General features: G+C 67.3%; 11 protein-coding genes. All 11 read right to left on the bottom strand.

The window, feature by feature from the left end:
• Positions 1-3: 3 nt before the first annotated feature.
• A complete protein-coding gene (gene purF, locus V5B60_RS02180; RefSeq protein WP_332345394.1) occupies positions 4-1,530 on the bottom strand; it encodes an amidophosphoribosyltransferase in 1,527 nt (508 codons plus the stop codon).
• A gap of 9 nt (positions 1,531-1,539) precedes the next feature.
• Positions 1,540-2,028 (bottom strand): CvpA family protein, encoded by a 489-nt coding sequence (locus V5B60_RS02175; RefSeq protein ID WP_332345393.1) that lies wholly within the window; start codon positions 2,026-2,028, stop codon positions 1,540-1,542.
• Entirely contained in the window at positions 2,025-2,948 is a 924-nt protein-coding gene (locus V5B60_RS02170; protein ID WP_332345392.1) for an SPOR domain-containing protein, read from the bottom strand. Before V5B60_RS02170 ends, V5B60_RS02175 begins: the two co-directional genes overlap by 4 nt.
• 27 nt (positions 2,949-2,975) lie before the next feature.
• Complete coding sequence (folC, locus tag V5B60_RS02165; protein ID WP_332345391.1) at positions 2,976-4,310, bottom strand: bifunctional tetrahydrofolate synthase/dihydrofolate synthase; 1,335 nt, start codon at positions 4,308-4,310, stop codon at positions 2,976-2,978.
• A gap of 1 nt (position 4,311) precedes the next feature.
• Positions 4,312-5,193 (bottom strand): acetyl-CoA carboxylase, carboxyltransferase subunit beta, encoded by an 882-nt coding sequence (accD, locus tag V5B60_RS02160; protein ID WP_332350388.1) that lies wholly within the window; start codon positions 5,191-5,193, stop codon positions 4,312-4,314.
• Complete coding sequence (trpA, locus tag V5B60_RS02155; protein ID WP_332345390.1) at positions 5,193-6,014, bottom strand: tryptophan synthase subunit alpha; 822 nt, start codon at positions 6,012-6,014, stop codon at positions 5,193-5,195. The genes accD and trpA overlap by 1 nt, the downstream gene beginning before the upstream one ends.
• A gap of 2 nt (positions 6,015-6,016) precedes the next feature.
• Positions 6,017-7,222, bottom strand: coding sequence for a tryptophan synthase subunit beta (gene trpB, locus V5B60_RS02150; protein ID WP_332345389.1), 1,206 nt, complete (start codon positions 7,220-7,222; stop codon positions 6,017-6,019).
• 150 nt (positions 7,223-7,372) lie between these two features.
• The gene (locus tag V5B60_RS02145; protein WP_332345387.1) at positions 7,373-8,020 is read right to left on the bottom strand and encodes a phosphoribosylanthranilate isomerase; all 648 of its coding nucleotides are present in this window, start codon (positions 8,018-8,020) and stop codon (positions 7,373-7,375) included.
• Positions 8,017-8,835, bottom strand: coding sequence for a tRNA pseudouridine(38-40) synthase TruA (gene truA, locus V5B60_RS02140; RefSeq protein ID WP_332345385.1), 819 nt, complete (start codon positions 8,833-8,835; stop codon positions 8,017-8,019). Before truA ends, V5B60_RS02145 begins: the two co-directional genes overlap by 4 nt.
• 3 nt (positions 8,836-8,838) lie before the next feature.
• A complete protein-coding gene (locus V5B60_RS02135; RefSeq protein ID WP_332345383.1) occupies positions 8,839-9,435 on the bottom strand; it encodes a hypothetical protein in 597 nt (198 codons plus the stop codon).
• Positions 9,436-9,515: 80 nt separating this feature from the next.
• Positions 9,516-12,512, bottom strand: coding sequence for a FimV/HubP family polar landmark protein (locus V5B60_RS02130; protein WP_332345381.1), 2,997 nt, complete (start codon positions 12,510-12,512; stop codon positions 9,516-9,518).
• Between the last annotated feature and the right edge of the window lie 98 nt (positions 12,513-12,610).

Genomic DNA, 12,610 nt, shown 5'->3' with positions numbered 1-12,610 from the left:
TCCTCAGCCTGCCGACATGAGATTGAGCTCGAGCTGGCGGGTCGCCCAGCGCTCTTCCTTGCTCGAGACACGGTTCCCTTCCCTGGCCTGTTCCAGCGCCGTCAGGTACTCGGGGGTGACATCGCCGGTGACATAGCGGCCGTCGAAGCACGAGGTGTCGAAGTCTCGCAGTGCCGGCCTGAGGTCCCGGATCGAGGCCCGGAGTGCGTCGAGATCCTGATAGACCAGCGCATCGGCACCGATCTCGTGACCGATCTCCTCGCCGCTGCGACCGGTGGCGATCAGTTCGCCACGCGTCGGCATGTCGATGCCGTAGACGTTGGGGTAGCGCACCGGTGGCGACGCGGACGCGAAATAGACGCGCAGCGCGCCGGCGGCACGCGCCATTTCGACGATTTCGCGGCTGGTGGTGCCGCGGACGATCGAATCGTCGACCAGCAGGACGCGTTTGCCCTTGAACTCCTGCGCCACCGTGTTGAGCTTCTGGCGCACCGAGCGGGCACGGGTTGCCTGCCCGGGCATGATGAAGGTGCGACCGATGTAGCGGTTCTTGACGAATCCCTCACGGTAGGGGACGCCAATCCGTTGCGCGAGCTGCATCGCCGATGGCCGGCTCGAGTCCGGGATCGGAATGACGACGTCGATCTGCCCGACCGGGATGTGTCTTACCAGTTTGTCGGCGAGATGTTCGCCCATGCGCAGGCGTGCTTCGTAGACCGAGACGCCGTCGATCACCGAGTCCGGGCGCGCGAGATAGACGAACTCGAAGATGCACGGCGAGAGAACCGGGTTGCTCGCGCACTGCCGCTGGTGCAGGCGATGCCCGATGTCGATGAAGATCGCCTCGCCCGGAGCGACGTCGCGCAGCACCTGGAAACCGAGGGTGTCGAGCGCCACCGACTCGGAGGCGAAAAGGAACTCGATCCCGCCTGGCGTCTCGTTGGTGCCAAAGACCAGCGGCCGGATGCCGTGCGGATCGCGAAAGGCAAGCATGCCGTGGCCGGCGATCATCGCCACCACGGCGTAGGCGCCGCGGCAACGGCGATGGACAGCGGCCACCGCAGCAAAGATGGTCTCCGGATCGAGACGGCAGTTGCCGGCGGTCGCCTGCAGTTCATGCGCCAGGATGTTGAGCAGGACCTCCGAGTCGGAACTGGTGTTGATGTGTCGCAGATCCTGCCGGAACATCTCTTCCTTGAGCTGTGCGGTATTCGTCAGGTTGCCGTTGTGGCCCAGGACGATGCCGAAGGGCGAGTTCACGTAGAACGGTTGCGACAGAGCCGAGTCGAAGGCCGATCCAGCCGTCGGGTAGCGGCAATGCGCGATTCCCATCATGCCGGGCAGGGCGCGCATGTTGCGGGTGCGAAACACGTCGCGTACCAGCCCGGCTCCCTTGTGCATGTGGAAGGCGTCGTCCTCGGCGGTGACGATGCCGGCGGCGTCCTGGCCGCGGTGTTGCAGGACCATCAGGCCATCATAGAGCAGCTGGTTGACCGGCGTCGTTGCGACCACCCCGAGTATTCCGCACATAGTCTGTTCCTAGCCAAACCGGATTCGTTTCGCGACCTCGGACGGTAACCAGGGCTTGCTGGCAATGACGGCCGTCTCGAGCGGCGCGGACAGGTACGCTTCGCTCCACCACTTCTCTTTTGGCAGTGCCGTCATGCCGCCGATGGCAACGAGGATCATGACGATCATCAGACCCCGGGCAACGCCGAAGACGAGGCCCAGGAGGCGGTCGCTCACGGTCATTCCCAACGCCTTGATCAGGCCGCGTATGGCCAGCCGAAGCAGAGCCATGCCAACGAGAACCGAAAGTGCCACGCTGACCCAGCCGGCGACGAGGCGCAGCGTCGGGTCGTCGATGGCGACGAACAGCCGTGCGGCCTCGTCACCCCACCATCTGGCGGCAAAGAAAGCCAGGATCCAGGCGGCAAGGGCGATGATTTCGCCGACGATGCCACGCCACATTCCCATCAGGAGCGAGGCGGCGATGATGATCAGGACCAGGTAGTCGAAAACGGTCATTGCCTGCCGGCGACGACTCCACTGACGCCAATCGCCTTCAGCTTGTCGAGCGCCTTTTCGGCAGCCTCACGGTTCGGGAAGGGGCCGGCCCGGACGCGCGTCTTCTTGCCGTCGGGCGTTTCCAGGACTTCGGTGTAGGTGTTTACGCCGGCAGCGCTGATCTTGCTCTGCAGTTGCTTGACGTTCTCGGGGTTGGCAAAGGCGCCGATGACGATCACTTGCTGGCCGCCCGGCTTGGCCGCCGGAGCGGCAGGCGACTTGCCAGCGGGGTGACTGCCGGCGGCAGACGTTTCGTCGGTTGCCGGCTTGCTGCCGCCGTCTTCGGAACTCGCCTCGGGCGGCTTCTCGGTCTTCTTCGCTGGCGCCTTGTCGCTGCCCTTCTCGGCCACTGCCCTGTCGACCGCCTTCTTCTCAGCCACCTTGTCGCCGGTCTTCTCCTTCGGCTTGTCGGCTGTCTTGGCCGGCGCCTTCTCGGGAGGTTTATCGGCCGCTTTCGCCACTTTCTGCTCGGCGCTCCTTTCCGGCGGTTTTTCGACCAGCCTGGGAGTCTTCCTCTCCTCGGTCTTTGCCGGCGCCTTTTCGGCTGGCTTGGCAAGCCTGCTTTCGCCGGTACGGGCGGGCGGCTCCGCTGCCTCTTTGGGCGTCGGCTCAGCGGCAGTCGGTGGCGCCTTCTCGGCAGCGACGGCGGGCTTGTCGGTGGCGGTCGCTGGCGGCGCGTCGCGCGCCGCCAGCCTGGGCTGGAAGGGCGGCTGTTCCTGGCCGGGGATGCGTATCTGCACCTCCTGCGGTTGCTGCCTTGGTTCCTGATCCATGACGATCGGCAGGACGATCGCCGCCAGGCCGGCGAAGGCGATGGCTCCGACGAGGCGGCGACGAGCCCGTTTCTTCAGTTGCAGCTGCGGGTCAGATGTTTCAGTCATCGCGATCCGGGAGTCCACGCGCGTCGATCAGCGGTCATTCTGCCTGCTCCGCATGACGGCCGCGACCGTGTAGAACGATCCAAAGACGATAATTCTATCATTTTCGCCCGCCAGCTCGGCAGAACGCCGGAAGGCACTCGCTACCGAAGAAAGGCATTCGATCTCACCACCGAGTGCGCGCTGCCGCACGGCCGCCGACAGAGTCGCGGCCGGGGCTCCACGCGGGACATCGAGGTCGGCGAGCAGCCAGTGGTCTACCCGGCCGGCGAGCGACGCCAGCGAGCCGGCGATGTCCTTGTCGGCCAGCATGCCGACGACGGCGATCGTCTTCGCGGCGAATGGCAGCTCGGCGAGCTTCTCTGCCAGTCCGCTGACCGCCTGCGGGTTGTGCGCGACGTCGAGAACGACGGTCGGCCGCCCGGCGAGCACCTGGAAGCGTCCCGGCAGGGCGAGGTCGACCAGGCCGCGCCGCACCGCCTGCATGTCGACCGGCAGCCGCGGGCGCAGCGACTCGACGACAGCCAGCGCGACCGCCGCGTTGCGCAGCTGGCCAGCGCCGCGCAGAGCCGGCAGCGGGAGGCCCGCACGCCGCAGTCCGCCGCGACCCCAGAAGGTCCATTGCAGCGAATCGCCGAAATGGCCGAAATCGCGACCGAGGACCTGCAACTCGGCGCCGATCGCCTGCGCGTGTGCCAGCAGCGAGCGTGGCGGATCGGGATCGGCACAGAAAGCCGCCCGGCCGGCGCGAAAGATGCCGGCCTTCTCGAAGCCGATGGCCTCGCGGTCGCTGCCCAGCCAGTCGGTATGGTCGAGTGCGATGCTGCAGACGACGGCGCAATCGGGCGTGTAGGCGTTGACCGCATCCAGCCGGCCGCCCAGTCCGACCTCGAGGATCAGCACCTCGACCCGTTGTGTGATGAAGACTTCCATCGCCGCCAGCGTGCCGAACTCGAAGTATGTCAGCGCGATGTTCCCGGCAGCCTGTCGCGCCGCTTCCACGTGGGCGAAGGCCGCACAGATGAGGGCATCGCCTGCCGGTTGTCGGTCGACGCGAATGCGTTCGTTGTAGTTCAGCAGGTGTGGCGAGGTGTAGCAGCCGACGCGATGACCGGCGTGAGCGTAGATCGCTTCGAGATAGGCGCAGGTCGATCCCTTGCCGTTGGTTCCGCCGACGACGATCAGCGGGCACCGCGGGTCCTGCGCCAGCTCCTGGCGTACGCGCTGGACGCGCTCGAGGCCGAGTTCAATCCCCGCCTGGCCACGCGGATGGAGTTGCTCGAGGTGCGCCAGCCAGGGTGCCAGCGCGCGGCAGGCGAGCAGCCGCTCGTCGGCCGGCGCCGGGCTGTACGCGCCGTCGCTCACGTCATCCAGGCAAGTTTGCTGCCGGCCGCTTCTGCAGAAGTGCCAGCAGGGTCGCGACGCGCTCCTTCATTTCCCGCCGATCGACGATCATGTCGATGGCGCCCTTGTCGAGCAGGAACTCCGAGCGTTGAAAGCCATCCGGCAGGGTCTCGCGCACCGTCTGTTCGATCACCCGCGGACCGGCGAAGCCGACCAGCGCGCCGGGTTCGGCAATCACGACATCGCCGAGGAAGGCGAAGGAGGCGGAGACGCCACCCATCGTCGGATCGGCGAGAATCGAGATGAACGGCAGCCTCGCCTGCGCGAGACGCGTCAGGACGGCCGTCGTCTTGGCCATCTGCAGCAGCGAGAACAGTCCCTCCTGCATGCGCGCGCCGCCGGATGCGGTGACACAAATGAATGGTTCGCGGTTCTCGATCGCCACCCGGACGCCGCGGACGAAGCGTTCCCCAAGGACCGAGCCCATCGAGCCGCCCATGAACTCGAACTCGAAAGCGGCGACGACGGCCGGCAGCTTGCGGATCGTGCCGCGCATGACCACCAGCGCGTCGGTTTCACCGGTCGCCGTCGTTGCATCCCGCAGACGGTCGGGATACGGGCGGCTGTCGTGGAAGGAGAGCGCATCGACCGGCAGCACTTCGGCGGCGATCTCCGAGCGTCCTTCGGTGTCGAGCAGCAGGTCGATTCGCGCACGCGCCTCGAGCCGCTTGTGATGACCGCATTTGGGGCAGACATTGCGGTTGTTCGCCAGGTCACTGGCGTAGAGGACGGCGTCGCAGGCCGGGCACTTGCTCCACAGGCCCTCGGGCAGCGGTGACCGGCGGGCAATGCCGGTGTCGTTGCGTTTGATCTTCGGCGGCAGCAGCTTGTTCAGCCAGCCCATCATGTTTCTCCGGTGGCAGGTGCGGCGGCGTCGATCGCTTGACGGATGCCGCTGAGCACGGTCAGTACGTTGTCACAGGCGGTCGCGGCTGGGGATCGCTCGATCTCCTCGATCAGGCGGCTGCCGACGACCACCGCATCGGCGATGCGGGCGACGGCGGCGGCTGTCGCCGCATCACGGATGCCGAAGCCGACACCGACCGGCACGCCGGTGCGCGCCCGGATTTCCGGGATGCGGGCAGCAACCGCAGCGACGTCGAGCGTCGCCGACCCGGTGACGCCCTTCAACGAGACGTAGTAGATGTAACCGCTGGCGAGCGCGCCCACTTGGGCGATGCGCGCATCACTCGAGGTCGGCGCCAGCAGGAAGATCGGATCGATCGCGTGCCGCTGCAGGGCAGCGGCGAAGTCCGCGCTTTCCTCGGGCGGGTAATCGACCACGAGCACGCCGTCCACGCCAGCGGCGGCAGCGGCGGCGGCGAAGGACTCGACGCCCATCGCTTCGATCGGGTTCGCGTAGCCCATGAGAACGATCGGCGTTGCCCGGTCTTCGCCGCGGAAGGTGGCGACCAGTGACAGGACCTGGCGCAGGCTGACGCCCTTGGCCAGTGCCCGTTCCGATGCCCGCTGGATGGTCGGTCCGTCGGCCATCGGGTCGGAGAAGGGGACACCGAGCTCGATGACGTCGGCGCCTGCACGGACCAGCGTCTGCAGCAAGGGGACGGTCAAGCCGGGGTCCGGGTCACCGGCGGTGATGAACGGGATCAGCGCCTTGCGGCCTTCCCCCTGCAGGCGCGCGAAAACTTGCTCGATTCTGCCCATGGTCAGAACCTGATTCCCGACTTGTCGGCAACGGTGTGCATGTCCTTGTCTCCGCGACCAGAAAGATTCACCAGCAGGATGGCATCCCGCGCCAGCGAAGGCGCCAGCCGGCTGGCATAGGCCAGTGCATGGCTCGACTCGAGCGCCGGCATGATGCCCTCGATCCGGCACAGGTCATGAAAGGCCTGCAGCGCTTCCCCGTCGGTGACGCCGACATACTCCGCGCGACCGCTGTCCTTCAGCCAGGCGTGCTCGGGGCCGACGCCCGGGTAGTCGAGACCGGCGGAAATCGAGTGCGTTTCGATGATCTGGCCGTTCTCGTCCTGCAGCAGGTAGGTGCGGTTGCCGTGCAGCACGCCGGGCTGCCCGGCGGTGAGCGAAGCGGCGTGGCGTCCGCTGGCGATGCCCTCGCCCGCTGCTTCGACACCGATCAGGCGAACGCCGGCTGTGGCGAGATAGGGGTGGAAGATCCCCATCGCGTTCGAACCACCGCCGACGCAGGCGATCACGGCATCGGGCTGGCGTCCGCACTGCTCCTGCATCTGGCGGATGCATTCACGACCGATCACCGACTGGAAGTCACGCACCATCATCGGGTACGGGTGTGGGCCGGCGACGGTGCCGATGATGTAGAAGGTGTCGGCGACGCGCGTGACCCAGTCGCGCATCGCTTCATTCAGGGCGTCCTTGAGCGTGCGCGACCCGCTCTCGACCGGTACCACCGTCGCTCCGAGGAGCTTCATGCGATAGACGTTCGCCGCCTGCCGGCGGATGTCCTCTGCCCCCATGTAGACGACACACTCCATGCCGAAGCGCGCGGCAACGGTGGCCGTCGCGACGCCGTGCTGACCGGCGCCGGTTTCGGCGATGACGCGCGGCTTGTGCATGCGCCGGGCGAGCAACGCCTGGCCGATGCAGTTGTTGATCTTGTGTGCGCCGGTGTGGTTGAGGTCCTCGCGCTTGAGGTAGATCTGCGCCCCGCCAAGGCGCTCCGACCAGCGCCTGGCGTGGTACAGCGGGCTTGGCCGACCGACGTAGTGCTGCAGATCGTGTTCGAATTCGGCAAGGAACTGCGGATCGCGCTGCGCGGCAGCATAGGCTTCACGCAGCTCGTCGAGCGCGGCGATCAGCGTCTCGGCGACGAAGACGCCGCCGTACGGGCCGAAGTGGCCAGTGGCGTCGGGCAAATCATGGTCATGGACGGCCATCAACATACTCCTTGCGAGGGATTGCAGCAGGATGCCGGCACGGCATCAGTCGGGAACGGCAGGCTGACCTCGCCTCAAGTATGTCTGGCCAGGTGGTGACGCCAGCGCGTCCGCGTCCTGCCAGCAGAATTCGTGTGCATGCACAACCCCTTACGATGTCCTGCTGCCCGCTCCGCCGGAAGACCCCGCCGCACGCACCGCCGCGACGAAGGCGCGCATCTTGCCGGCATCCTTGATTCCCCTGCTCGCCTCGACCCCCGAGGATACGTCGACCGCGGCAGGTCGCAAGCGGTGCACCGCTTCGCCGACGTTGTCCACATCGAGACCACCGGAGAGGATCAGGGGCTTGCCCAGTGCTGCGGGCACCAGTGACCAGTCGAAGACCTTGCCGCCGCCGCCGTAGCCGTCGACGAAGGCGTCGAGCAGGATGGCCTGAGCCGACGGGAAAGCAGCTGCGTATTGTAACAAATCGAGCCCCGGTCTGACGCGCGCCGCCTTGACGTAGGGGCGGTCGAACTGGCGGCAGTAGGCCTCGTCTTCGTCACCGTGAAACTGCAGCAGGTGAATCGGAACCTGTGCCAGCGTTGCGTGAACCGTCTGCGGATCGGCATTGACGAACAGCCCGACGATGCAGACGAAAGGCGGCGCGTGTCCTGCCAGGCGGGCAGCCGTCGACGGGTCGACGTAGCGCGGACTCGGTGGATAGAAGACCAGCCCCAGCGCATCGGCGCCCGCCTGCACCGCCTGCTGCAGGTCCTGCGTCCGGGTGAGACCGCAGATCTTGATGCGCGGGCTCATGGCGTCGCTGCCGTTGCTGGACAAGTGACCGGCAGAAGCGAGAGGAAGTCGCTGGCGTCGTCGGTGGGCAGGCCCCATCGTGCCGGATAGTTCACGGCGATCAGGTAGAGGCCGGCGGCCGGGAAGGTCGGCGCTGCCAGGCGGCGGTCGCGACTCGCGAGCAACTCGCCGATCCACTGCGGGCGATGCCGGCCCTGGCCGATGGCGACCAAGCTGCCGACCAGGTTGCGCACCATGTGATGCAGGAAGGCGGTGGCGACAAAATCCAGTACGACGAGGTCGCCATGGCGGCGGATGTCCGCACGTTGCATGATCTTGACCGGCGAGATCGCCTGGCACTCGGCTGCGCGAAAGGCAGAAAAGTCCCGTTCGCCGAGCAGCATGGTGGCTGCCTCCTGCATGCGCTGCAGGTCGAGCGGGTGGTGGTGCCAAGCCACCCGCCCGTGCCAGGTTCCGGTTCGGTGCATGCGGTTGAGCAGGACGTAGCGATAGTGCCGGGATGAGGCCGACGACCGGGCGTGAAATTCGGCGGGAACCCGTTGCGCCCAGCGGACGGCGACTGCCGGTGGCAGGAAGGTGTTGGCGCCGCGCACCCAGGAATACATCGAGCGTTCCAGAGTGGTATCGAAATGGACGACCTGCCCCAAGGCGTGGACGCCGGCATCGGTACGTCCGGCACAGACGACGTGCAGCGGGACCCGGGCGAACTCCTGCAGGGCCTCCTGCAAGGCATCCTGGACCGTTCCTCCTCCCGGCTGCTGCTGCCAGCCGCGGAATCCGCTGCCATCGTACTCGACCGCCAGTGCGACCCGCATCTCTCAGGCCACCGCCAGCGCAAGCAGCGACAGCAGGCTGATCAGCAGCAGCGCCAGGAGCAGGTGGTCGAATGGTGAGAGGCCGCGATCGCTGAGTTCGAACACCTGCGGCTCGCCGCTGGCGGGTACGGCGAGCAGGGCGCGCCAGTCGCGCGGCCGCGGCAGGCGGTCCTGCATGTCGAGGGTCAGGAGCAGACGGACGAGAGCGCGATCGACATCGAGTCCGCAGCGGCGCAGCGGCGTCAGCAGGCGGTAGAAGCCGCTCAACATCTCGCGTGGCGGCAGGCGTTGCCTGAGCACGACGACCGCCATCAGCAGCAACAGCAGTCGCCCGGCATGGGTGCCGGCGTCGCGCAGCCCCTCCCGGCTGGGCGCGAGCGGGACGTTCCAGGCCGCATCGCCGGCTGTGCCCCAAGCCACGACGACGAGCAGCGACACGAGCAGCCAGCGGGCACGCGAGACGAGTTGCAGCCAGCCGCGCAAAGCCACCGTCCCGAAAACGGGAAGCACGATCAGGGCAGCCAGCAGCAGCTTCCCTGCAAGCAGCTGGATGGCAGCGACCCCGACGAACCAAGCGGCGAGAAGTATGCTCGGATGCATGTTCCTGCTCGACCTCCTGTCTCTGGTCGCCGCGCGTGGGCTACCGGTGTACGGTCAAGCGGGGTGGACTGTCTTCTCCTCTAGTCGCGCAGCGCCGCGAGGAGCGCCAGGGCTGTTTGCCTCTGTCCCGAATCACCTTCGTTGACGACTTCCTGCAGCAGTTCGCGTGCTCCTTCGGCGTCGCCCATTTCCTGATAAGCCCGGGCGAGGTCGAGTTTCGTTGCCACTTCCTCACTGGAGCTGATCTCGCCCTGCTCGGCCAGCGCCGTGGCCTCGCCGAAGCTCGGATTGACCTCGGTATCGGTCTGGTCGGCAGCGAAGTCCGGATTGACCACCGTCTCGGCCTGATCTGCGCCGAAAGAGAAGTCGAGCGCGCCCATCATGGACGGCGTGGCGCCTGCGGTGAGGGTCTCCGCCTGTCCGAGATCGAGCGAAATCGAGGACATGTCGAAGGCTGGATTCTGCATCGCCTCGCCGAGCACCGTCGACTCGGTGAGGCGGACGTCGAATTCCAACGCTTCCGCGCTTTCTGCAACGCCTTCGGGCCCTTCGTCCAGCGGCCCCTGGGGTTGCGTCGCGACCTTCCACGCGGGTTCGTCCGCAGCCGGCTCGCTGAGGTCGAACTCGAACTCGTGGCTCGCCCCGGACGCGCGTTCGCCTGCCGGTAGTTCCGGCGCGACCAGCATCGTGACCTCGAGCGCACTCGCATCGTCGATCAGCCGCGCAGCATCGCCGTGCTCGCCGGACGGGATGGCGTCCTTCGGCAGCGACGTCTCGAGGTCGAAATCGAGCGTCTGTTCGTGCTGTGGGGCAGCGAAGGCGAGCGTCGTCTCGAGCGCGACTTCCCCGGCATCGCTCGGTGTCATCAGACCGCCGCCGTCCCCGCCGAGGTCGAAGTCGAGTTCCTCGAGACTGGCAGACGATGCCTGCGCCACCACCTGATCGTCACGGGTGGGTGTTGCCGCCGCAGCGATCGCTGCCCCGCCGACCGCCGCCACGATTCCCGCCAGCTCCCCTGGTCTGGTGAGTGTGTCCTCGAGTTCTTCCGGTGGCATCGCTGCGCTTGCGACGACGGTGGTGGCGGGCATGGCGGCGGGCGGCATGCCGGCTGCCTCGGCCGCCGCAACCGGTTGGCCGAACAGTGGATTCTCCGGAGCCAGCTGCCGCCCCATGCTGGCAGCCTTCTCCCACTCCGGTCCAACGCCGCCGGTTGCCGCAGAGAGTTCCTGCGCCAAGGAGAGGAAGGGTTTGGCGTCGGCCCGTGCCAGGTAGATCTCCAGCAGCTTGAGATGGATGGCGTGGCGTCCGGGCTCCTTCTGCTTGGCTTCGAGCAGGATCTCCTCGGCCTGGGCGTCGCGCCCGTAAGCCATATAGACGTCGGCCTCGGCGACAGGGTCGACCTCGTCCGTGTCGATGCTCCCGGGTCCAGCCTGGCTGAAATCGGTCTGCCCGATCGAGTGCGAGGTGTCGACAGTCTGCCCGCCGGTGTTGCGGAATATCGACTTGTCGGCCACGCTCTCGCCGAATGGCGTCAAGCTGCCGGACGCAGCCAGTTCCGTTTCGGCGGCACCTTCGCGACGGCGTTTGTAGAACCAGTATCCGGCGAGCAGTGCCGCGATGCCGCCACCGCCGGCGAGGGTCACCGGATTGCCCAGAAGATCGGCGAGGAAGCCCGGTTCTTCCGCCGCTGGCGGCGGTGGGGCAGGTTTCGCGGCCGGCGGTTGCGGTGTCTTGGCTGCCTCCACAACCGGCGTTGGCGGCGGCGGTGGCGCGTCGACCCGCGGTGGCTGTGCCGGCACGGCGGGATCGGCCGGCTTCGCCTCGGCCGGTGGGCCTGCGGGCGCTGCTGCCGGTGCTGGTGCCGCTACGCCAGGGGCGGGCGTCGGGGGGGGCGTCGGGATTGCTGCGGGGGCGGCTGCCGTCACCGGGCTTGCTGGAGGCTGTGCGCCGGTTGGTGCCGGCGCCGGTTTGCCGGCAGACTGACGCTCGAGATCCGCCAGCGTCTGGCTCTTCATCTCGAGCAGTCGCTGCAGTTCGGCTACATTCCGCTCGAGCGTTGCCAAGCGTTCATTGGCGTCCCGGAGTGCCTTCTCCTTGGCGATCAGATCTTCGTCGCCGCGCTTCTGTGCTGACAGTGGTTTGGCATCCGCGGATTCGGTCTTCGAGACCTTGAGCTGATCCCGCGGCTCGACGGGTCCCGCCGCCTTGTCCTCGACCCGGGTACTGACCCGGCCGGCAGCCTGCTGCCTTGGACCTTCTTCCCGCGCCGGCGCTTCGGCAGCCGCGGCGCCGAGCCTCTTGCGATAGGTTCCCCAGTCGGCCGACTGGGCGACGATGACATTCTGCGCCTCGCCCTTCGGGATCGCCTCGAGCGCTGCCCGATCAGGCACCGAGAGCACCTTGCCGGCCTTCAGGCGGTTGATGTTGCCTTGGTCGAAGGCATCCGGGTTGGCCCGGAACAGCCCGAGCAGCATCTGGTCGAGCGACACGCCTTCCGGCTTCAGTTCGCGCGCGATCTGGCTCAGGGTCTCGCCACGCTTGACCTCGTGGGTCGCCCCGCCGTCGTTTGCCGGTAGCCGCTGTTCGCTGGCACGCGGCCGTACCGCTCGCGGCGCGCGCTCTTCGCTGGGCCGACTCTCGGCGGGCGGGCTGACCGCTGCGAGCGGTCGTGCAACGCTCGGCGCCGGTGCCGTGCGGGCGGCGAACTCCGGCGGATCGAGGAGGAACGTGTACTCGCGCAGAAGGCGGCCCGTCGGCCAGTTGAGTTCGACGAGGACATCGACGAAGGGTTCGTTGATCGGCCGGGCCGACGTCAGCCGGATGACGGCCTGGCCGTTCGGGCGCTTGTCGACATTCACGGAGAGACCGGAGAGAGTCGAGCTGTACTCCACTCCGGCCTGCTTGAACGCCTCCGGTGAGGCGATCTGCGCCTTCAGGCCAGCCAGTTCCTCGCGGCTGGCAAAGACCTCCAGCTCGGCGCGCAGGGGTTGCCCGAGTCCCGAGAAGACGGTCAGCTTGCCCAGTCCGGCCGCATGGCCGGGGAGCGGGAAAACGGCGAGCGCCAGCGAAGAGGCCACGGCGCAGACGGAAGTCCGCAGTCTGAGCTTTCGTGCTGTGTGAGGTAGTTTTTTGGCCACGGCGCCACCCTGAGCGTCCAGATCGGAATTAGAAAAGT

The organism is Accumulibacter sp. (genome assembly GCF_036625195.1).
Classification (GTDB): Bacteria; Pseudomonadota; Gammaproteobacteria; order Burkholderiales; family Rhodocyclaceae; genus Accumulibacter.
Note: the sequence above shows the minus strand (reverse complement) of the source record. Positions and strands in the feature narration are given on the sequence as shown.

Excerpts from the sequence above, each read along its gene's own strand:
- trpA (WP_332345390.1), bottom strand. The coding sequence starts at position 6,014 with ATGGGCAGAATCGAGCAAGTTTTCGCGCGCCTGCAGGGGGAAGGCCGC.
- V5B60_RS02145 (WP_332345387.1), bottom strand. The coding sequence starts at position 8,020 with ATGAGCCCGCGCATCAAGATCTGCGGTCTCACCCGGACGCAGGACCTG.
- truA (WP_332345385.1), bottom strand. The coding sequence starts at position 8,835 with ATGCGGGTCGCACTGGCGGTCGAGTACGATGGCAGCGGATTCCGCGGC.
- accD (WP_332350388.1), bottom strand. The coding sequence starts at position 5,193 with ATGGGCTGGCTGAACAAGCTGCTGCCGCCGAAGATCAAACGCAACGAC.
- V5B60_RS02170 (WP_332345392.1), bottom strand. The coding sequence starts at position 2,948 with ATGACTGAAACATCTGACCCGCAGCTGCAACTGAAGAAACGGGCTCGT.
- V5B60_RS02175 (WP_332345393.1), bottom strand. The coding sequence starts at position 2,028 with ATGACCGTTTTCGACTACCTGGTCCTGATCATCATCGCCGCCTCGCTC.
- purF (WP_332345394.1), bottom strand. The coding sequence starts at position 1,530 with ATGTGCGGAATACTCGGGGTGGTCGCAACGACGCCGGTCAACCAGCTG.
- V5B60_RS02135 (WP_332345383.1), bottom strand. The coding sequence starts at position 9,435 with ATGCATCCGAGCATACTTCTCGCCGCTTGGTTCGTCGGGGTCGCTGCC.
- trpB (WP_332345389.1), bottom strand. The coding sequence starts at position 7,222 with ATGGCCGTCCATGACCATGATTTGCCCGACGCCACTGGCCACTTCGGC.